Annotated in this window: 17 protein-coding genes and 1 pseudogene; 13 read left to right on the plus strand and 5 right to left on the minus strand. The window is 54.4% G+C overall.

Features of this window, described 5'->3' with window-relative positions; translation table 11 throughout:
* Positions 1 to 45 precede the first annotated feature (45 nt).
* Positions 46 to 336: a hypothetical protein gene (locus tag G7064_RS05225; RefSeq protein ID WP_133272263.1), complete on the minus strand. Its 291-nt coding sequence runs from the start codon at positions 334 to 336 to the stop codon at positions 46 to 48.
* Positions 337 to 572: 236 nt separating this feature from the next.
* Between G7064_RS05225 and G7064_RS05230 the strand changes: the two genes are divergently transcribed.
* From G7064_RS05230 to G7064_RS22260, 3 genes are read left to right on the plus strand one after another with little or no spacing between them, the layout of a single operon-like run.
* Complete coding sequence (locus tag G7064_RS05230; protein WP_166072756.1) at positions 573 to 1,043, plus strand: S24 family peptidase; 471 nt, start codon at positions 573 to 575, stop codon at positions 1,041 to 1,043.
* Positions 1,027 to 1,563, plus strand: coding sequence for a hypothetical protein (locus G7064_RS22255; RefSeq protein ID WP_240935757.1), 537 nt, complete (start codon positions 1,027 to 1,029; stop codon positions 1,561 to 1,563). The genes G7064_RS05230 and G7064_RS22255 overlap by 17 nt, the downstream gene beginning before the upstream one ends.
* Positions 1,551 to 2,318 carry a DUF4113 domain-containing protein gene (locus G7064_RS22260; RefSeq protein ID WP_240935760.1) on the plus strand — a complete coding sequence of 256 codons (768 nt, stop codon included), beginning with the start codon at positions 1,551 to 1,553 and terminating at the stop codon, positions 2,316 to 2,318. The genes G7064_RS22255 and G7064_RS22260 overlap by 13 nt, the downstream gene beginning before the upstream one ends.
* 118 nt (positions 2,319 to 2,436) lie before the next feature.
* Here G7064_RS22260 and G7064_RS05240 read toward each other — a convergent pair whose 3' ends face one another.
* The 4 genes from G7064_RS05240 to G7064_RS05255 all read right to left on the minus strand — a co-directional run bounded on the left by G7064_RS05240 (position 2,437) and on the right by G7064_RS05255 (position 8,844).
* Positions 2,437 to 2,772 carry a T9SS type A sorting domain-containing protein gene (locus G7064_RS05240; protein ID WP_166072757.1) on the minus strand — a complete coding sequence of 112 codons (336 nt, stop codon included), beginning with the start codon at positions 2,770 to 2,772 and terminating at the stop codon, positions 2,437 to 2,439.
* A gap of 2 nt (positions 2,773 to 2,774) precedes the next feature.
* Complete coding sequence (locus G7064_RS05245) at positions 2,775 to 4,595, minus strand: InlB B-repeat-containing protein (RefSeq protein WP_205711179.1); 1,821 nt, start codon at positions 4,593 to 4,595, stop codon at positions 2,775 to 2,777.
* A complete protein-coding gene (locus G7064_RS05250) occupies positions 4,478 to 7,387 on the minus strand; it encodes a chitobiase/beta-hexosaminidase C-terminal domain-containing protein (RefSeq protein WP_166072758.1) in 2,910 nt (969 codons plus the stop codon). The genes G7064_RS05245 and G7064_RS05250 overlap by 118 nt, the downstream gene beginning before the upstream one ends.
* Positions 7,388 to 7,902: 515 nt before the next feature.
* Positions 7,903 to 8,844 carry a glycosyltransferase family 2 protein gene (locus G7064_RS05255; protein ID WP_166072759.1) on the minus strand — a complete coding sequence of 314 codons (942 nt, stop codon included), beginning with the start codon at positions 8,842 to 8,844 and terminating at the stop codon, positions 7,903 to 7,905.
* A gap of 580 nt (positions 8,845 to 9,424) precedes the next feature.
* Here G7064_RS05255 and G7064_RS05260 point away from each other — a divergent pair.
* The 10 genes and pseudogenes from G7064_RS05260 (at position 9,425) to G7064_RS05300 (ending at position 20,408) form a co-directional block, all read left to right on the plus strand.
* Positions 9,425 to 9,751, plus strand: coding sequence for a PID-CTERM protein-sorting domain-containing protein (locus G7064_RS05260; protein ID WP_166072760.1), 327 nt, complete (start codon positions 9,425 to 9,427; stop codon positions 9,749 to 9,751).
* A gap of 157 nt (positions 9,752 to 9,908) precedes the next feature.
* On the plus strand, positions 9,909 to 10,442 hold the full coding sequence (gene xrtX, locus G7064_RS05265) for an exosortase X (protein ID WP_166072761.1): 534 nt from the start codon (positions 9,909 to 9,911) through the stop codon (positions 10,440 to 10,442).
* A complete protein-coding gene (locus G7064_RS05270; protein ID WP_166072762.1) occupies positions 10,405 to 10,644 on the plus strand; it encodes a hypothetical protein in 240 nt (79 codons plus the stop codon). Before xrtX ends, G7064_RS05270 begins: the two co-directional genes overlap by 38 nt.
* A gap of 2 nt (positions 10,645 to 10,646) precedes the next feature.
* Positions 10,647 to 10,898, plus strand: a complete 252-nt coding sequence (locus G7064_RS05275; protein ID WP_166072763.1) for a hypothetical protein — start codon at positions 10,647 to 10,649, stop codon at positions 10,896 to 10,898.
* Between the two features lie 365 nt (positions 10,899 to 11,263).
* Positions 11,264 to 11,941, plus strand: coding sequence for a sugar transferase (locus G7064_RS05280; RefSeq protein ID WP_166072764.1), 678 nt, complete (start codon positions 11,264 to 11,266; stop codon positions 11,939 to 11,941).
* 3,084 nt (positions 11,942 to 15,025) lie between these two features.
* Positions 15,026 to 15,997: pseudogene (locus G7064_RS23195) on the plus strand (kelch repeat-containing protein); the annotation flags it as partial.
* Between the two features lie 212 nt (positions 15,998 to 16,209).
* On the plus strand, positions 16,210 to 16,689 hold the full coding sequence (locus tag G7064_RS23200) for a malectin domain-containing carbohydrate-binding protein (RefSeq protein ID WP_410505547.1): 480 nt from the start codon (positions 16,210 to 16,212) through the stop codon (positions 16,687 to 16,689).
* Positions 16,584 to 17,303 carry an InlB B-repeat-containing protein gene (locus tag G7064_RS05290; protein WP_205711180.1) on the plus strand — a complete coding sequence of 240 codons (720 nt, stop codon included), beginning with the start codon at positions 16,584 to 16,586 and terminating at the stop codon, positions 17,301 to 17,303. The genes G7064_RS23200 and G7064_RS05290 overlap by 106 nt, the downstream gene beginning before the upstream one ends.
* Before the next feature lie 31 nt (positions 17,304 to 17,334).
* Positions 17,335 to 19,140 (plus strand): InlB B-repeat-containing protein, encoded by a 1,806-nt coding sequence (locus G7064_RS05295; protein WP_166072766.1) that lies wholly within the window; start codon positions 17,335 to 17,337, stop codon positions 19,138 to 19,140.
* Positions 19,141 to 19,523: 383 nt separating this feature from the next.
* Positions 19,524 to 20,408 (plus strand): class I SAM-dependent methyltransferase, encoded by an 885-nt coding sequence (locus tag G7064_RS05300; protein WP_166072767.1) that lies wholly within the window; start codon positions 19,524 to 19,526, stop codon positions 20,406 to 20,408.
* The last annotated feature ends 87 nt before the right edge of the window (positions 20,409 to 20,495 follow it).

The following is a 20,495-nucleotide window of genomic DNA, read 5'->3' on the forward strand; positions in this document are numbered from 1 at the left end:
ATCTGGGGGCTTTTATTTAGGTTCAGGAGGCCATCAGGTTGGCTCCTAATTATACTGCTCACCTGGCTCCCATCGCTCATCAGCTTTGTAGAAGGTGGAGTTTATGTGCTTGGGTTTGGGCTTAATTTCCCCGTCTCGGGTCAGAATATCTCGGATTAGATCTTCCACCTTTTCCTGGGGAATTGCTTTCATCGTAATGTCGGCCTCAGGGCGCGTCATAATGATGGATACATCGATGAGGCCGGGGGCAGTCTCTGTCTGGCGAAATGCAACGACCTGATCCAAGTTTATGGTAATGGGCAAATCTGCGCCATTTCGTAAGGGTTTGAACATCATAGGTGTATTGCAGTAAGGGTGGATAATGTTTGTAAGGTAGCAGCTTTATTTTAGCGAGAGTAGGCTTTAAGCTGAACAGTTAGCCCGCCGCATCTTTTTTGCTTTCCAAGGCAAAATTCAGTTCACGTAGTATTCCGTGTGGCACTTTACATCCATTTTACTAAAAATATTGTCAAAACATATACTAATTTAATTAGCATAACGTATACTTGCAACAAACCTGTTGCTGCCCTACTATGCGTGAATTTGTTGTTGTCTCTGTTCTACATCAGCCCGTGTGGCTGCCTTTCATCGAAAGCCTAGTGCCAGCGGGCTTTCCCTCCCCGGCCCTCGACCATGAGTCTGCTGCGCTCGACCTAAACGCCTTGCTGCTGCCCCACCCCGATGCCACCTACCTCATCCGCTGTTTCGGCGACAGTATGATGGGTGGCGAGGACGGCATCCGCAGCGGCTCACTGCTGGCCGTTGACTGCACGCTCAAGCCCCAATCAAATGACGTCGTTATTGCCTCCCTCGACGGCATGGATTACACGCTGAAGCGCCTCATTCAGCGCCCCGACCAGTCGTGGTGGCTTGTGCCGGACAACCCCACCTATACAGCCGTTCCCATTGAGTCGCCGGACGTGTTCACCGTCTGGGGCGTGGTCACGCATATTGTGAACGAAACCCGTCCCGGCAAACTTGGCCAGCATGTTCGCGCTCGTTGATTGCAACAACTTTTACGTGAGCTGTGAACGGGCTTTTCAAAATAGGCTCAAGGGCGTTCCCGTGGTGGTGCTTAGCAATAATGACGGCTGCATTATTTCGCGCTCCCAAGAAGCCAAAGACTTGGGAATCAAGATGGGCGAGCCGTATTTTAAAGTGAAGCCCCTGCTGGCACAACACGGGGTGCGGGTATTTTCCAGCAACTACGTCCTCTATGGCGACATGAGCCGCCGCGTGATGCACTACCTCAGCTCCGTAGTGCCCGACGTTGAGATTTACTCCATCGACGAGGCCTTTCTGGATCTGCGCGGCATGGAGCGCTACCACGGCTGCCTCACTACGTATGCCGCCGACATCAGACAGGAAGTATACCGCCGCACCCACATTCCGACTTGCGTTGGCATCGGACCCACCAAAACGTTGGCTAAGCTCGCCAACCGCATAACGAAGAAAAAACCGGCGCTGGGGGCATTTTTTACCTTGATACCGAAGCGAAACGGCAGTGGGCCTTGGAGCAAGTAGCCGTAGAAGACGTGTGGGGCATTGGGCGGCAGTACGCCCAGAAGCTGCATGATGCCGGCATCCGGACTGCTGCTGCCCTGGCTCAGTGCTCCGAGTCGTGGGTGCGCAAGTACCTAGGTGGCGTGGTTGGCGCCCGGCTGGTGCGCGAGCTACAGGGCATCTCCTGTCATGCCTTCCAGCCGTCAGATGGTAGCACAACCGTCCGGCAAAGCATCGCCTGCACCCGCACGTTTGGGAAGCCCCTCTCCACCTTCGCTGATTTACTGGGCGCAGTTGGCGCCTTCGCGTCGCGGGCTGCTGAGAAGCTACGGCAGCAAGGCTCTGCCGTCAACACGATGACGGTATTTATTAGCAAAAACAAGTATAGCAACGAGCCTCCACCCTACACCTTTTCTACTGTTATATCCTTACCCGTAGCCACCAATGATACCAGCGACCTGCTGCGCCATGCCCGTATTGCGCTGAAGCGTATTTGGCAGCCCCATACTACTTATATCAAAGCCGGCGTGATCCTCGATGGCCTGGAGGGAGCAGGTCAGCAGCAGCTCAGCTTGTTCTCGACAACCAATAAAGGCGAGGCCCGCACCCGGCTCCTACAGGATCTTGACCAGCTCAACCAGCGCTTCGGCACTGGTACGGTACGGTTTGCTACGGCCTCCATTCCCAGAGGCAAGCAGTCAGTGCCTTGGCTTGGCAATGCTGATTTTAAAAGTGGAGCCTACACTACCAGCTGGGAAGAGTTGTGGGCTTTGTAAGACGCTGAATCAGGGCTTGGCAGACCCAAATCACCTCTGGACTTCTGTGCAGAAGTGGGTAGCAAAAAGGCGGGCAACTATGGTTGCCCGCCTTTTTGCTACTACCTACACCGTCTGGCTATTGCTTGATTTTAAGCAGGCGTTGGGTTTGCGTGGCTTTATCAGTAGTCAGGCGCACCACGTACAGACCATCAGGCAGGTTGCCGGTCACTTCGTAGCGATACTTCTTACCGGCCTCTGCAACCCCGGCTGCGACGCGCGCCACTACCCGACCATTCACATCAACTACCTGTAGCGTGTAGGACTGCTTTTGCGGCAGGGCAAATTCCACGGTGGCTGTCTCGGCGAATGGGTTAGGATAGAGACTCATCCTACTATTGAGTCCGGAGTCTTTCTGAGCCGCCGGCATGCTGGCCGTCCGCAGGGCCGATTGATTGACGACGGAGAAAGCCAAGGTCAAGGGTGTGCCCGCTGTCCCCCCGCGTTTCCCTTGGTATAGGGCGTGCCTGTAAGCGAGTAGTTGCCCAGTGGCGGGTTCCAGGAGGCATAGTTGCCGTTGGTATCGCCGAACAAGGCATAGGGAGCACCTGTTTCGGTCTTGGTCACGCTCTGCGTTTGGGGCCCTGTGAGTACGAAGCGCACGCTGCCCACGGTGGCTGGGTTGGTCAGAGCCTGCACGTTCAGGCTCGTGCCCAGCGTAGCCAGGTTAAGCGTCTCACCGTTCACAAGTTGGCGAATAGGCTGATCGGTGGCGGCATTGATGAGTATAAAGCTGACCACTTGCTGGCCCCCGCCGGTGGCGGTAAAGGTGGCGGTGATGCTTTTGTTGGCCGACATGGTCACGGCGAGCGGGTTGGTCGTGCCCGTCGCGTCCCCGCTCCAGCCCGTGAAGGTGTAGCCGGCGGCCGGGGTCGCCGTTAACGAGACCACCGTACCACTGGCATAGCTTGTGGCATTGGGGCTGCGCCCAATACTGCCGCCGACCGTGGGGCTCGCCGTGGTCGTGAGCGTGTAGGTAGTGGGGGGCGTTTGGGTGAAGGTAGCCGTGATGCTCTTGTTGGCGGACATCGTGACGGACAAGGGATTCGTGGTCCCTGTGGCATCCCCGCTCCAGCCCGTGAAGGTGTAGCCCGCAGCGGGCGTGGCCGTCAAGCTCACGACCGAGCCGCTGGCATAGCTTGTGGCATTGGGGCTGCGCCCCACTGTTCCCCCAGCCCCCGGACTGGCCGTGGTCGTGAGCGTGTAGGTAGTAGGCGGAGTACTCTGATTGACGACGGAGAAGGCCAGGGTGAGGGGCGTGCCGGCCGTGCCGCCGGCATTGCTGCCGGTGTAAGGGGTGGCCGTGAGCGAGTAGCTGCCCACCGGTGGCGTCCAGGAAGCGTAGTTGCCGTTGTTGTCCCCAAACAACGCATAAGGCTGTCCGGTCTCGGTTTTCGTAGCACTTTGGGCACCACTGAGCACGAAGCGTACGCTCCCCACCGTGCCGGGACTGGTGATAGCCTGCACATTCAGACTCGTGCCTAGTGTAGCCAGGTTGAGCACCTCGCCCGCGACGAGCTCGCGGATGGGCTGATCGGTGGCGGCATTGATGAGCATAAAGCTGACCACTTGCTGGCCCCCGCCGGTAGGCGTGAAGGTGGCCGTGATGCTTTTGTTGGCCGACATCGTGACGGACAAGGGATTCACAGTGCCCGTCGCATCCCCACTCCAGCCCGTGAAGGTGTAGCCCGCAGCGGGCGTGGCCGTCAAGCTCACGACTGTGCCGCTGGCATAGCTTGTGGCGTTCGGGCTGCGCCCCACTGTTCCCCCGGCCCCCGGACTGGCCGTGGTTGTGAGCGTGTAGGTGGTAGGTGCGGTGCTATTGTTGCTGGCTTTCGGAGTTGGTGTGGTAAAGCTTACAAACGTTGCTGCGCCATCTTGCTCTCTGCCACTGGATATGTCGGCAGTTTGTGCCTCGAAAGTCAGAAAGTCCAGAGCGTTGATAGCAGTGCCATTGACTTGGTGTAAGCCGATTTGCTCTCCACCGGCCCCTAATTTGATGCCTACGTGCAATGCCCCTTGCACAGGCTGTTCATCGGCCCACAGCAACAGAAAGCCTTTGGCCGGAATAGTTGTCTGCGCAGCATTCGTGGTCGGAATCTGATACTTGGTCTTGTTGTTCAGATCATCGGTGATAAAAAGCCCCCCAATGTCAACCGCTTGAGTACCGGCGTTGTAAATCTCGATCCAGTCGTCAAACTCCCCATTCTCATCGGGCAGCTTGGTGTTGCTGGCCATAAATTCATTAATGAAGAGATTGGCAATGGCCGGCACGGTGTTCGTCGCTCCCGGCGTGGGGGCGCTATACGATTTGAACTGCGCACTGCCATCCGGATATCTCCCTCGTGATACATCTGTCGTCTGGCTGCCGTAGGGGCAGAATCTATCAGGGAAGCATCGGGCCCGATGATGTCGGACAAGCCAATTTCGCCCCCCGCCGCATTCAGCGTGAAGCCAAGATGTAGTATTCCCTGAGCGGGTTGGTTGTCTGCCCACAACACCAGGAAGCCTTTGGCCGGGATAGTTGTTTGAGCAGCGTTGGTAGTCGGTATTCGGTATAAAGCGTTGTTGGCGAGGTTATTTGTCAGATACAAACCACCTATGTCAACGGGCTCGGTATTGTTGTTATAAATCTCAATCCAGCTGTCGTGCTCGCCGTTCTCATCCGTGATGGAGCCTTGGTTGGAAACCAGAAACTCATTGATATAGAGGTTGGATTTGAACGCAATGACATTGGTGCTGCCCGGTGTGGGGGTGAAGAACTGCTTAAAGGTGCTAGTACCATCTGGCAGCCGGCCCGTAGACACATCATCAGCCTGCGCGCCAAACGTATACGAATCCAGAGCGGTAGCTGTTGAGCCGATCATCTGGGATAACGCAATTGCCTCTCCCCCTTTACTGAGTTTTGGCATGACGTGCAGGGGGCCCTGGTCGGGTTGTCCATCGGCCCACAACACCAGGAAGCCCTTGGGTGGAATAGTCGTCTGTGCGGCATTCGTGGCCGGAATCTGCCACTGCGTAAGATTGGTTAAGACATCGGTCACGTACAGCCCACCAATGTTAATTGGCTGGGAAGTGGAGTTATAAATTTCGATCCAGTCATCAAACTCGCCGTTTTCGTCGGTCTTCTTGGTATTGCTGGCTAGGAACTCGTTTATATAGAGCCCAGTAATAAGCCCCGAAACCGTGAAAGACGCTTCGTGCACAGGGCTCCAGGTGCTGCCATTCTGCACGATTGCCTTCACTGTAGTGCTACCGTTTATCGCTATAGGGCCCGTGTAAGCTGTTCCGGCCGTCTTTGGATCGGCGCCGTTGGTGGTATAATAGATGATGCCGGCCGCATTGGGATTGGTAATCGTGAGCTGATAGCCCGCGGCAACGCTGCCCCCTTCCTGGCTGAAGGAAGGAGCCGTAATGGCTGGAAAGTAGCCCTGGGCCACCAAGGCGTTGATAAAGCGTGCGACGTTGCCGTTCATCAGGCCATCCAGCCGGTTGATTTCCGGAGTCCAGTGATTATCGCGGGTGCGGGTTACGCCATCTTCTAAAGCATCACCCCAGCGGGCCGATTCGCCAATGATAGCCGTTTTGACGAAGTCATTGATCTGGGCCCAGCGGGCGCGCGAGGCGGCATCGGTCAGTCCACCATTATTGTAGCAGTGCCGATAAACCCGGTCGGCGAAGAGCTGCATAAACTCGTTGTTTCGGCGCGCCGAGTGCCAGATCTTGGCAATGGTGGCCGAGCCGGTTGTGTTATTTCTGAACTCTGGGTGCACCCATGCCCCTTGGTTAGAGCCATTCGACGAATCCCAGGACCATTCACAATCCCAGGCATTGTACCAGAACGGACCCGGTGTGGGCGTGTTGCGGTTGCCGCCTTGGTAGTTATTTCCGGGCCAATCGGTCATGCCCGTCATCCAGGTCAGAATCAGGTAATCGCAAAACTTGGTGACATCCAGGTGTTCCTTCAGCTGCGCATAATTCGCCGCGACAGTCATATCCTGATTAATCAGATTATCCTTCAGGTTGTTAAAGCGGGTAGCATCACCGCTTCGGATGCCATCAGGGTCCAGCGCCATCCAGTCGGTTGGGTCACCGCCATAGGTTTTGGCCAGCATACCCGCATCGGTCCGCTCCACGGGGTTGTAAAGCCCCCAGTATAGGCCGTTGATGTACAGATGTACGAACGTGCCCCGGCCACCCACGCCGGAGATTACCTGCTGCGAAACCCGATACCACTCGTCGCGGGTGTAGCAGGTACGATTCGCATTCCAGTTTCGGGCCCACGAGCGGTTGTTACCGGCCCGCAAAACGATTTTTGTATCCGTAAACGTGGTGGGAGCCACTCCACCATTAAAGGGTGCGCTCTTCAATAAATTCGTATTGATTGTTGCTTTGATAGCAAGCTTTAGAGAGCGTTTCAGACGAATATGGCTATGGCCCTCAAAATCGCAGTCGAATTGCTCCTTGGTCCCATCCGGATACAGAATCTCTACGGAGGCGGGGTACTTGGTTTCCCCATCGTAGAGGTCCCAAAAGTTAGCCCTGTTTAGCACCACCGACATGGTGGGAATGGAAGTAAGTCCTGTTTTGATGATGGAACTATACGCCGCATTGTTTACCACATCAGGGTCCATTTCGTAATCGTGAGTGGCCGTTCCCCCTGCGCCCAGTGCGTAGTCATTGTTTGGCCACCCCGAAATGGTAGCGGGCTGACGGATGACGTCGTTCAAAAACAGATACGAATGGGTTGTTACGGGTGTCGTGCTGGCCCCACTATACCCGATTGCCCGGATTACACTAGTGGTATTGATAGGAATTGCTCCCGAATACACCAAGCCGGAAGTGGCCGTGGGTGCAGAGCCATCGGTGGTATAGCGAATAGCACCTCCCTGCAAACTCGTACTTAGCATTAGCTGAAATGGGCTTTCATAAAAGCCCCTAGTAGCGGAGAAAGTAACGCTTTGACCTAACCCGGCGAAGGGAAATAAGGCCAATAGGAAAAGCAGTAAGACGTAAAGATTTCTTTTCATCACAGTCGGCTGTTTAGTGAATAATAAGCACTACCCAGCATCGGCTGGGCTTATTCAGGGATATGTGCGAGTGATTGCAAGGGGGGCGTAGTAAGCACCGAATGTAATAACATAATTTCAATAAAAACTTTCAATATTTTTATAAAATTGAAGTATAAAGATTATTAAACCTAAAAAATAAAGTATAGCTCTTGTGTTTTTAACATACTATATAACAATACCTTACGATCTTCTTACTACTCGTAAGGAGAAATTAATGATAGGTCATTGCCTAAATACGTAGCCTGTGTTCTGCTCATCTACCGGCACGCTCAGAATGGCGTTTGGCTAAGGCGCAAGAGGGCAGAGAGGATTTGGTGCGCGGATACCCCTATTACTGCCGGATTATTGGTCAGATATGCCCGAGTGTGCTACCGTGGCTCACAAGCCAAGGGGCTAGAGCGGCCAATAATTTTGCCACCCAGTGGAGATTGGTGACAAGTGCAGGCTCTTTGGTGCCTGACTAAGGCTGCACTTTATCGGCGAAGCACAGACTTGGCCTTGGCGAACAAATGGTTGGGAGAGAGTAAAGAAGAAACGACGATTTGCCAGCTAAAGCGCAGGTATTCCTTGGACATCAGCGCAAAGCCAGCGTTGCGGAAGAAGATCTGGGCGTAGTTGTAGCGTTTCCGATCAGCTTTCACCCACCACGGGTTGCTCTGACGGGCAGCCAGAAAATCAGGGAAGGAGCGTTCAGGTTGTCCGGCGCGCCGCCGGGTTATGCATTCCATCACGTAGCCGATCTTGTCATACGTATGCAGGGGCTTGCTCATTGTAATAGCCGTGTCGTGCAGACGGTAGCGCATAAGTACCTGCGGCAAAATGATGAGCGCAAATCCTTGCTCTAGCAAACGGTTACAGAATTCTAAATCCTCACAGGGCCAGAACTGGCTGCGTAGGCCCCCACTTTGCTCGAATGCACGGCGACTGGTCATCAGCCCCGTGAAGGAGCAGCGCGCAAACCGGCCGGCTGCTACCACCTCGCGGCCCTCTTCTACGGTCCGTAAACCGCCAAAGTGCTGGGTACCCAGGTGCTGGCCTTGCTTATTGATATAGTAGCACTGGCAGCTGGTGGCGTCCACCTCGGGGTGCGCCTGATGATAAGCCAGCTGCTGTGCTAGCCGCTCCGGCAGCATCTCGTCGTCGGCGTCCAGAAAAGCACACCAATGGCCCTGCGCCTGTTTAACTAATAAGTTAGTGGAATCGCATTTACCAGCGTTGGCCCCGTAGCTGGCCCGTATCCGCGTATCCTGGGCTGCATAGCGACGGATAATGCTGGCTGAGTCATCGGTTGAGCCATCATCATGAATCAGAAGCTCAAACTCCGAATAGGTTTGGGCAAGTATGCTCTCAATTGTCTGAGCTACATATTTTTCCTGGTTGTAAACCGGTAGAATAACGGACAGAAGCACAGTCATGGGAAGCGTTATGCGATAATAACTCAATACACAAACTGGTCGGTAGTTAGCATACTCTCACCGGTCTCTAGCAGTCAGGACAAGTTCAGCGCCCTATAATCGCAATATACTGATAATTAATCTCAATTATATTACAACGATAACTTGATTAGCTAATATGGCTGCCGTTGTGGGGCCACATAATTTGAGCACACTCATTTTTTTGTAGAAGATACAATTGCTCTGGTTTTGCTCCATAAGCTGATCCGTAGACTTTTTTTACAACAACTCCTTATGTATCAATCATTCTAAGAAGCCTGATATCCGTGTTTTTATTGAATATTACCAATATATTTTTATATTTCTAATAATATAAGTACAAATAAAGAGGAGGACTTGCTAATACGAAGGAAAATCTTTTTTTTGCATGTATTCATTCTTATTTTTTGTTATTCATCATCTTAGTTTAATTTTATATAAATATAATTATATAAAAAAGTGAAAACTTCAATTAAGCTACCTACTTTGCTATCTAAGTGCTCTGCAGGATTCTACGAGTCTGAGCTACAGGGAAAAAAAGAACCCTTGTCCTACATATTCTTTGGCTTTAACCACAGTTCATCAGTTTAAACAATGCATTATGAAACAGTTAGGATTAAAAGCTATGCTCCTCTTTGGTTTGGCGCTTTTACTCAGCGCTTCAGACGGATTTGCCCAGGGTCGCGGCAACAATAAAGACAATGGTAACTCCGGCCGTGGTAATAGTGGCAATAATGGCAACCCAGGCCGTGGTAATAGTGGCAAAAACGACAAAAAGGAGAAGGAGGGCCGCGGTGTTCCGTTGGATGGAGGAACCACGCTTTTGCTAGCGGCTGGCGCGGCTTATGGCTTAAAAAGGCTGAATGACAGCCGCCACGTCAAGGCTTAAGTATCTAGGCCCTCGCATACCACCTGCAAGCACATTCGGGGGGCTTTTTTACTAGCATTTCCTTGGCTTGCATCAGGGGGGTCCACCACGAATCAAACGGGCAGTTGCCGCAACCAACGCTAAATCCGGTCCTTAGATCACAAACCGCAGTCACACCATGCAGGAACATAAAAAGGTAATTGGGTTCCTTCTCAAGGCGTTGGGTCTTTGCCTGGGATGGTTTGTCTTATATGATATCTGGCTGAATGCCGTAGACACGTGGCTGTCGTTACGAACGGTAGAAACCAGCACGGCACTACTCCACTCAGCTGGCTACGCGGTGCATACGCAAAACGGTCAGCTGATGCTCCAAGATGAGGTGTTAGTGTATATGATGCCCGCTTGTAATGGCATGGTACTCATGGCCTTATTTGCGGGCTTTATTCTGGCTTTCCCGGGGCCAGCGGCTAAAAAAGCGTTCTTCATTAGCGGTGGAATCGTGCTCATTTACCTGCTCAACGTGCTGCGGGTGGCAGGCTTGGCGCTGAATGTACTCTACAATGCCAGCTCAGTCGACTTCAATCATAAATACACCTTCACCATCATCGTGTATGCCGCCATCTTCGGTATGTGGATGCTTTGGGTGAAACGCTACGCTCCTACTTCGGCCAATTATGTCTCTAAGCCTATCCTTGGCCCGACCAACGCCTAGTCTGTGGCGGTGGGTACTGTTGCTAGTGCTGCTGGGCTGCTGGTTGGCAGTGGGCTATAAGGAAGACTTTTTCCGGGAGCAGCTAGCCTATTGGCAACAGCGGCTGGTGCCTTCGCTGCAAAAAGCCCCCAGACCAGCGCTTACGACCCTGCTACCGGCCGCGTTCCACTGCTCCTTTACGGGCTGCTCTATTGTGGGCTAAGTGTGCTCATTATTCAAGTGTACTTCCGTAGCCTCAAGACCACCGCACTTGCCTTGGGCGTTTATGCGGGCTTGCTGCTGGTTACGGTGGTCATCAACGAAGCAGGTAAAACTTTCGATTTCAGCCCGTTCCGAGTAACTGCCTACCGCATCATGACCCTGATTAACTCCCCGATGCTACTGATCCTGCTGTTTTGCGCACTGCACTTCGCGGCACCGCACCAGCAAGATAATCCTGTGTCAGAAAGCAATTAGCCCTACTCTGTCCTCGATTCTCTGCCTTATCTGACTTTGCATTGTAGCACCAACAAAGCCGAACTCAACAATTAGTCAGGTAAGATTCTCCTAAAAAGTCCCTCAGTACCCGAATTAGACTTTCAGAGTTGTTAGCGATAACGCCGCTACTTACCTTAAAAACAACTTTTCGGAGTTAGTTGCACTATTCATATTTTAAGAAAAATTTTAATTAAAAAAAGCTACACGCCCAGGATTTATAGTTAAATTCATAGCGAATAGTAGATTAATACAGATTATAGGTCAAAGCGACTAGCTGCACTACAAAGCTGAACTGAGTCGCATTAATTAGGCTAGTTATGGGATACTTAAAAAAAGAGTAACAGATGATACACCTCTTTACCTCACAGCAGCATAGTGTTGTTGAGTCCCCCCTCACCTCCCTTCCTGCACCACACACCTCTGTACGCGTTGATGTAAACCTAAAGCGCGTGTTCGATTTCGGCGTGGCACTTATGGCGGTCATCTTTGTGCTCAGCTGGCTGACCCCGCTATTGGCGCTGCTCATCCGGCTGGAGTCCCGTGGACCTGTGTTCTTCAAACAGTTGCGCACGGGCTGTAATGGCCGTCCGTTCTATTGCCTGAAGTTCCGCAGCATGCGCCTCAACAACGACTCGGATACGCGGCAGGCTACCGCCGGCGACCCGCGCGTTACCCGAATAGGGGCCTTCATGCGCCGCAATAACCTCGATGAGCTGCCTCAGTTTATTAATGTATTGCGCGGAGAGATGTCGGTGGTGGGCCCTAGGCCTCATATGCTACTTCATACGGAAGTTTACGCGCAAGCCATCGACCACTTCATGGCACGTCATTGCGTGTGCCCCGGCATTACGGGCTGGGCGCAGATAAATGGCTATCGGGGCGAAACTACTGAGCTCTCGGCCATGGAAAAGCGCGTGGAGGCCGATATGTGGTATCTGCACAATTGGTCGCTGGAGCTTGATGTGCGCATTGTGTGCCGTACGCTCGGCATGTGGCTGGGTCCTCAGCCCAACGCTTACTAACTATATCTCAATGCCCGCTGGGGGCTTTTTCTATAATGGGCAGACCACGCTTGGCTTCCCTCATCTGCCCATTTCGCAGCGCGCCGCCGCGAATACTTTGCTGAAAGTACCCGGCTCCGATGAATAAGCAATTCATCGGCTAACGCATATTCTTCCAGGCGCTTGGCCTGCAGTGAGCTACGAATTACTTACCCATCATTATCCGCAATGAATCAGCAATTCTACAGTAGAAAGCGGTATCTCGGGATGAGATGCCTTGCATGGTTGAGTTTATTAAATATGTTTCTGGTGCTGGCAACCCCTGCTACAGTGCTGGCCCAGACGGAGAAAGGACCGCAGAAAGAAAAGAAGAAGAAGGCGAAGCTGCCGCCGGTAGATATAACGGGGGCTATGCTGGCGAATGCGCAGTATAATTTCTCGCCCAGTGGTTTAAAAGGGGTTTCTATCAACAACCCGACCTCCCTGCAGTTCGGCCCCGACCGGCGCTTATATGTATCGCAGCAGAATGGGGTTATTCTAGCGTTAACTATTACCCGCACCGCGGCGAATAATTATACAGTTACTGCTACAGAAACCATTAGCCTGATTAATCAGATTCCGAATCACAATGATAATGGCTCATTAAGCCCAACCGTAACGACTCGGCAGGTAACTGGTATTCTGGTTAAAGGTACCGCTGCTCAGCCCATCCTGTACGTATCATCGAGCGACAGCCGCATTGGCGGGCCCGATGGGGACAAAAATCTGGACACCAATTCCGGTGTTATCTCTCAGCTCACGCGAAACGGATCGACCTGGACAAAGGTAGACCTGGTGCGTGGACTACCGCGCTCGGAGGAGAATCACTCCGTCAATGGTATGGTCATCGATGACGTGACGAACATGATGTATTTGGCTGTGGGAGGCCACACCAATGCCGGCTCGCCATCCACCAACTTTGCCTACACGCCCGAGTATGCGCTATCGGCGGCCATTCTATCTATTGATCTGGATGTCATCAATTTGATGACTACCAAAGGCAGTGGCAACACGGCCTATAAATACGACTTGCCAACGCTGGATGATCCGGATCGGGTGAATAACGCCGACGGTTCGGACCCTTTCGATCCATTTGGCGGCAACGACGGTCTGAATCAGGCGAAGATTGTGCCCGGCGGTCCCGTACAGATCTACTCTCCGGGGTTCCGTAACCCCTACGACCTGGTCATCACCAAGGCCAGGAGAATGTACACGATCGACAACGGCGCCAACCAAGGCTGGGGCGGCTACCCCGAGAATGAAAACACTCCGAACGTCACGAATAACTACGTACCCGGCGAACCTGGCTCATCTACCTCTTCGGGCATCGACGGCCGGGTAAATAACCTGGATAATCTGAATTATATCGGCAACGTCGATACCTATGTTCCCAACAGCTACTACGGCGGACATCCCGCTCCTACCAGGGCCAACCCCCAAGGAGCAGGGCTGTACACGCACGATGGCACCACGGGCACTTTTCGCACCACCAAAACGGGCCCAAAACCGCTGCCCGCCGACTGGCCTCCCGTCACCACGGCCCATCCTGTAGAAAGTGACTGGCAGAAGCCCGGCAGTATTTACGGCAGTGATCTGCTCACCTTTTCCACCTCCACCAACGGCATCATAGAATATACTGCCTCCAACTTTGGGGGTTCTCTGCAAGGCACGCTTCTCGCGGCCAGTTTCGACGGCAACATCTACAAGATGACGCTAACGCCCGACGGTACGGACGTTACTAATCCGCGCAATTCGACGAACAAACTAAATGAGGACCTGCCGTTTGCCTCTGGTTTCGGATCTACGCCTCTGGATATTATCGCCCAGGGCGATAATGATGTGTTTCCGGGCTCAGTCTGGACGGCAACCTATGGAGCAGATGCTATCACCATCTTTGAGCCCCAGGACTTCCTCGTTTGTACGGGCAAGTACGATAGCAACGACGACGACCAGGACGGCTACACCAACTCTGATGAGATTGACAACGGCAGCCAGCCCTGCTCAGCCTCCAGTTTGCCCCCCGATGTGGATCATGACTTCGTTTCGGACCTGAACGACCTAGACGACGATAATGATAGCGTGGCTGACACGCACGACTTCTTCTCGCTGGATGCCGACAATGGCCTTACCACCTTACTGCCCATTCAGTACGACCTGTTCAACAATTCACCTGGCACCGGCCTGTTCGGCGTGGGCTTTACGGGTCTGCAAAGCAACGGCGTCACCGACTATAGCGAGTTGTTCTTTGAGGAGAACTTAATTGCGGGCGGCGCTGTCGGGGCATTCTCGGTTGTGGAAGTAAGCATAGGCGACGCGCTAGGCGCACTGAATACCCAGGAAAATGCTTTCCAGTTCGGGGTGAAAGCACCGACGGTTCCCTTCCTAATCCAAGGCCGGATTCTAGGTCCTTTTTTTGACAACCAAACCCCTCAGAACTTCCAGTCGCAGGGGATTTATCTGGGGAATGGCGACCAGGATAACTACATAAAAATAGCCCTGACTGCCAATGGCGGCGCGGGCGGGCTGGAGGTAGTCCACGAAAAGGCAGGCGTAGCTACTACCACCAATTTCCCATTGCCAAACGGCATTCCCAGCTCAACCCTCGACTTCTATTTTGCTGTCAACCCTACCACTGGGCTAGTGCAGCCCAAGTATGCAGCCAACGGAGGCGCGGTAACTAATCTGGGTTCGCCACTGCAAACGACCGGACTCCTTTTCACTGCCTTGCAGGATGGCAATGCGTTTGCGGTGGGTGTCACGGCTACTTCCCGTGGTGCCACGCCCTTCACGGCTACCTATGATTTCATCCATATCAAGGCCGATGCAGTAACTACCGCTGGGGCCTGGCAAATCCAGACGCCTACTTCCGGAGCGTTTACTGGCCGCGAAGAGAATGCCTTCGAGGCCGTTGGCGACAAATTTTACCTACTGGGAGGCAGGGGCATAAACCCGGTGCAGGAGTATAACCCAGCTACGAAGACCTGGACAAACAAAGCCGCGCCGCCCATCGAGATGAACCACTTCCAGGCCGTCGCGCTGGATGGGCTCATCTACGTGGCGGGCGCTATGAATAAACCCTTCCCTCATGAGGTTCCCATCCCGAATGTCTACGTCTTTAATCCAACCGCGAACACCTGGACCATCGGCTCCTCTATTCCGGAAGCGCGGCGGCGCGGCTCGGCGGGAGCCGTAGTGTACAAGGGCAAGATTTACCTGATATCCGGCATCACCGACGGGCACTGGGCCGGCTGGGTGCCGTGGTTCGATGAGTTTGACCCCGTAACCAATACCTGGAAGACGCTGCCGGATGCGCCGCGTTCGCGTGACCACTTTGCAGCTACGGTCATCGGCGACAAGCTCTACCTCGCCGGTGGTCGCCGCTCATCAACCTCCACTGATCAGACATTTGCCCTGACGGTTCCGGAAGTCGACGTGTACAACTTCACGACCGGCACCTGGTCCACGCTTCCAAGCGCCAGCAACCTACCTATTCCCCGGGCCGGAGCCGGAAATGGCCTCATCGGGGACGAGTTATTTGTAATTGGCGGAGAGAGCAACCAGACCGCTGGCCACAAAGAAACTCATGCTCTGAATGTCACGACCAATACGTGGCGTCGGGTAGCCGACCTGCAGAACAGCCGGCACGGTACCCAGGCCATCGTGAGCAACAATGGCATCTACATTGCCGCCGGTGCGGGCAACCAAGGTGGCGGACCGTTGGTTTTGACACAAGAGGCCTTCTACTATGGCAGCCCTACCACGCCTAACGGTACTGCCCTGACGCCAAGCCAGTTTACAGCCCCAGCCACCCTGAACTTTGGACTGGTAGAAGCAAATCAGGAGAGCACTAAAACTATTACCCTCACGAATAGTGGCGGAAACCAAGCCATTCTGATTTCGTCGGTGACAATAAGCGGGGCAACCACTTTCTCTTTCACTGCTCCCTATACTTTACCCTTCGTTCTGCCGGCTGGCAAGAGCATAGACCTGACCGTGAAGTTCAAACCGACGGCCAGTGGCACTCAATCCGCCAATTTGGTTGTGACGCATTCCGGCCCGAATGGCACCAGCACCACGGCACTGCAAGGTGGCGGCGGCACCGAAGTGCTGACGGCTGTTTACCGGATCAACTCGGGGGGCCCGCAGGTGGTGCACGCGCTGGGCACGTTTGCCGCCGACAACTTCTTTGCCCCCGCCGCGGGCACCACCACCAGCACCTTCAGCACCAGCGCGGCCATCGCCGGGGGGCCATCTACCAGACCGAGCGCAGCGGCAAGAACTTCGGCTACAGCTTCCCCGTCAGCAGCGGCAAGCAGTACCGGGTGGTGCTGCACCTGGCCGAGATCTACTTCACCCAGGCCAATAAGCGCGTGTTTGACGTCAAGCTCGAGGGCACGCGTGTGCTCGACAACTACGACATCTTCGCCAAAGTGGGGGCCAACACGGCCACCACCGAGACCTTCACCGTGACCGTAGCGGACGATGCCCTGAACCTCGACTTCAGCTCCCTGACCGCCGACGGGGGCCTCAACAACGCCAAGATCGCCGCCCTCGAAGTCTATGCCGTCGATGCGGGGGCAATTCTCTTCCTACGGCTAATGCCGGGGATGACAAGACCATCACCTTGCCTACTAACAGCGTGGTTTTGCAAGGGTCAGGCGCGGATGTCGATGGTACGATTAAGAGTTATGCCTGGAGCCAGGTTAGTGGACCGGGTACGGCCGTCTTGAGCGGAGCCAGCACCAGCGCACTTACTGCCAGCAGCTTAGCAGAAGGCAGCTATGTATTTGCCCTCACGGTCACCGACAACCAAGACGCAGTTAGTACTCCGGATCAAGTCACCGTGACTGTCAATCCAGCGCCTGCTGTTACCTACACACTTACAACCACGGCCAGTCCGGGGGCCGGGGGAACAGTGGGGCGCAGCCCCAATGCCACAAGCTATGCTAGCGGCTCGGTCGTGTCGTTGACGGCCACGCCCGCTGCCGGCTACGTATTTAGTGGCTGGAGCGGGGATGCCACAGGCACCACGAATCCACTCTCGGTGACGATGTCGGCCAACAAGAGCATCACGGCCACCTTCACCCAAATGCCCCCCACTACCTTTACCTTAACGACCACGGCGAGCCCCACGGTCGGCGGTAGCATTAGTCGTACTCCCAATGCCACAAGCTATGCTAGCGGTACGGTGGTCTCGTTGACGGCCACGCCGGCCGCCGGCTACACCTTCACGGGCTGGAGCGGGGATGCGACGGGCACTGTGAATCCCTTGTCCGTCACGATGTCCGCGAACAAGAGCATCACCGCCACCTTTACCGCCACCGGCGGGGGGGCACAGATGTAGTATTGTATCGGATCAACTCGGGGGCCCGCAGGTGGTGCACGCGCTGGGCACGTTTGCCGCCGACAACTTCTTTGCCCCCGCCGCGGGCACCACCACCAGCACCTTCAGCACCAGCGCGGCCATCGCCGGGGGGGCCATCTACCAGACCGAGCGCAGCGGCAAGAACTTCGGCTACAGCTTCCCCGTCAGCAGCGGCAAGCAGTACCGGGTGGTGCTGCACCTGGCCGAGATCTACTTCACCCAGGCCAATAAGCGCGTGTTTGACGTCAAGCTCGAGGGCACGCGTGTGCTCGACAACTACGACATCTTCGCCAAAGTGGGGGCCAACACGGCCACCACCGAGACCTTCACCGTGACCGTAGCGGACGATGCCCTGAACCTCGACTTCAGCTCCCTGACCGCCGACGGGGGCCTCAACAACGCCAAGATCGCCGCCCTCGAAGTCTACGCCGTCGATGCGCCCGCCACTACTTACACACTTACAACCACGGCAAGCCCGGCGGCCGGGGGAACAGTAGGACGCAGCCCCAATGCCGGGAGTTACGCCAGCGGCACCGTCGTGTCGTTGACAGCGACCCCGGCCGCCGGCTATGTGTTTAGTGGTTGGAGTGGGGACGCGACGGGCACTGTGAATCCCTTGTCGGTAACGATGAGTGCCAACAAGAGCATCACCGCCACCTTCACTGTTGCCCCTCCTGTGAGCTATACGCTTACAACCACTACAAGCCCCACGGGTGGTGGTACTATTAGTCGTACTCCCAACGCTGCGAGCTATGCCAGTGGCACGGTCGTGAGTTTGACCGCCACGCCCGAGGCTGGCTATACCTTCAGCGGCTGGAGTGGCGACGCGAGTGGAAGCACGAATCCCTTGTCGGTGACGATGAGTGCCAATAAAAACATCACGGCCACCTTCACCCAAACGCCCCCCACTACCTACACACTCACGACTACCGCCAGTCCTACAGCTGGGGGCACTATTGGACGTGTGCCTAATGCCGGGAGTTACGCCAGCGGCACGGTCGTGTCGTTGACGGCCACGCCCGCTGCCGGCTACGTATTTAGTGGCTGGAGTGGGGATGCCACAGGGACCACGAATCCGTTGTCCGTGACCATGTCGGCCAACAAGAGCATCACCGCCACCTTTACCGCCACCAGTGGGGGCCAGCAAGTGGTCAGCTTTATACTCATCAATGCCGTGACGGATCAACCCATCCGCGAGCTCGTCGCGGGCGAGGTGCTCAACCTGGCTACGCTGCCCACCACGAGCCTGAACATATTGGCCGTGACCAGCCCGAGTACTGTCGGTAGCGTACGCTTTGTGCTCAGTGGCGCGCAGGCCCGCACCCAGACGGAAACGGGCCAACCGTACGCCCTATTTGGCGATACCAACGGCAACTACGCTTCCTGGACGCCACCGGTGGGCAGCTACTCGCTCACGGCCACCCCTTACACCGGCAGCAATGCCGGCGGCACGGCTGGCACGCCCCTCACCCTCCCCTTCTCCGTTGTCAATCAGTCGGCCCTGCGAACGGCCAGTGTATCGTCGGCCCAGAAGGATTCCGGGTTAAGCTTCTCCTCTACGTTGAATAAAGTATATCCGAATCCTTCACCCGATGGACGTTTCAATGTTGAGTTATCCGAGCCGTTCCAAGGTGACGTTTCTTATACACTCGTGTCCTCAACAGGTGCCAAGGTTAGCTCCGGTACAATCTATATACCCACGGCAACCACTGTGCTTACTCTTGACTTCTCCAATCAGATGAATACAGTGGGCGAATACCAATTACATCTGCGGGGGGCAAAATCTCAGGCTAAACTCAAGCTTATGCGGAAGTAAATAGCGTCCCCAACCATGCGTCGGGCCATTGGCAGGCTCTCTTATCTAACACCGATAGAGAGCCTGTCAATGGCCTGACGCATGGTTGGGGAGCGCACTGGCACAGCGTTGCTGGCGATGCACGCGTTCGTACTAAGGGTAAAAAGACTCTACAAAGTAAGATGCAACAGGTCGTCTGTTCATGAAATAGTGGGTTATTGACGAGATAGCATTAAAATAGGATTAAAAATATATAATTATTGATTAAAGCATAGATTTTACAGAAATTATTCTAATTTAGTAGTTACTATACTTCCCACTCCCACCTCCTCCTCTGTACTTGCTCTTGTTCATGTTTTTAACATGGCCGAGCTGAGAATTTATACCCTTAACTCTAGTGTCGTATGTTATCAGCAATTAAACCCTTCTTGCGGGCCGATGCCAGTGTAGAAGAGCGCGATGAGTACTTGGAGGTGCCCATCATGCAGCCATCGGAAGCTATTAAGGCGAATGCGTATTATTTTAATCATCCGGAGTGGGCCGAGGAATATCTGATTTACTGCCACCGCAGTGAGTCCTTCCGTAGTCGCTGGCAGGCCGCTATTGGTAGCTGGGAAGATAAAGTGGTGGTTGATATCGGCTGTGGCCCCGGTAATATCTTTGCCACGCTTAAGGGCAACCCTAAACTCCTAATAGGCATTGATGTAGCGCCCAAATCCCTCGAATTCGCTAAGGCGCAAGGGTATCTTCCCCTATTGGCCGATGCAACAAATCTGCCTTTTCAATCACAGTTTGCCGACATCGTGACGTTGAATGCAACGCTGCACCACTGTGAAGACATGGAGGCCATTCTTAAGGAAGCAGCCCGGTTGGTAAAGCCAGGCGGCTTACTCATCACCGATCACGACCCGCAGCTCAGTGCCTGGGAGTATAAAGGCCTGGCCAAATTGCTTTGGAATGGTCGCCTGTTCGTGTATAAGATCACAGGTCATGGCTTTCACAAAACAGATAGCCAGCAAGAGTGGGGACTGGCGTGCGAAATTCACCACAAGCCAGGGCACGGCGTTACCCGGCAATTATTTACTGACACGCTGAAGCCGTTGGGTTTCGATGTGCAGGTTTTTCCGCACAACCACGATTTGGGAGCTGAGGTATTGGAGGCCAAAACCGGGAAAGCCGAAATGAAATACCGCATTGGCAACCTGCTGTCCGGCCGCAACCCCGATGCCGATACCAGCGCGCTGTCGCTGATGTGCGTTGCCAAGAAGCAGCTGATTGCTGTGGCCTAGCTCTACATCTGGACGGAGCAGTGGGGGGCTTTTTATCAGTCGTAAAAAGCCCCCCACTGCTCCGTATTCAGGGTATGGAACAAATGG

It is taken from the genome of Hymenobacter sp. HDW8, from assembly GCF_011305775.1.
Lineage (GTDB): Bacteria > Bacteroidota > Bacteroidia > Cytophagales > Hymenobacteraceae > Hymenobacter > Hymenobacter radiodurans.

Coding starts and splice junctions, on each gene's coding strand:
- xrtX (WP_166072761.1), top strand. CDS start 9,909: ATGCAGGAACATAAAAAGGTAATTGGGTTCCTTCTCAAGGCGTTGGGT.
- G7064_RS22255 (WP_240935757.1), top strand. CDS start 1,027: ATGTTCGCGCTCGTTGATTGCAACAACTTTTACGTGAGCTGTGAACGG.
- G7064_RS05225 (WP_133272263.1), bottom strand. CDS start 336: ATGATGTTCAAACCCTTACGAAATGGCGCAGATTTGCCCATTACCATA.
- G7064_RS05255 (WP_166072759.1), bottom strand. CDS start 8,844: ATGACTGTGCTTCTGTCCGTTATTCTACCGGTTTACAACCAGGAAAAA.
- G7064_RS05245 (WP_205711179.1), bottom strand. CDS start 4,595: ATGGCCAGCAACACCAAGCTGCCCGATGAGAATGGGGAGTTTGACGAC.
- G7064_RS05250 (WP_166072758.1), bottom strand. CDS start 7,387: ATGAAAAGAAATCTTTACGTCTTACTGCTTTTCCTATTGGCCTTATTT.
- G7064_RS05300 (WP_166072767.1), top strand. CDS start 19,524: ATGTTATCAGCAATTAAACCCTTCTTGCGGGCCGATGCCAGTGTAGAA.
- G7064_RS05280 (WP_166072764.1), top strand. CDS start 11,264: ATGATACACCTCTTTACCTCACAGCAGCATAGTGTTGTTGAGTCCCCC.
- G7064_RS05270 (WP_166072762.1), top strand. CDS start 10,405: ATGTCTCTAAGCCTATCCTTGGCCCGACCAACGCCTAGTCTGTGGCGG.
- G7064_RS05230 (WP_166072756.1), top strand. CDS start 573: ATGCGTGAATTTGTTGTTGTCTCTGTTCTACATCAGCCCGTGTGGCTG.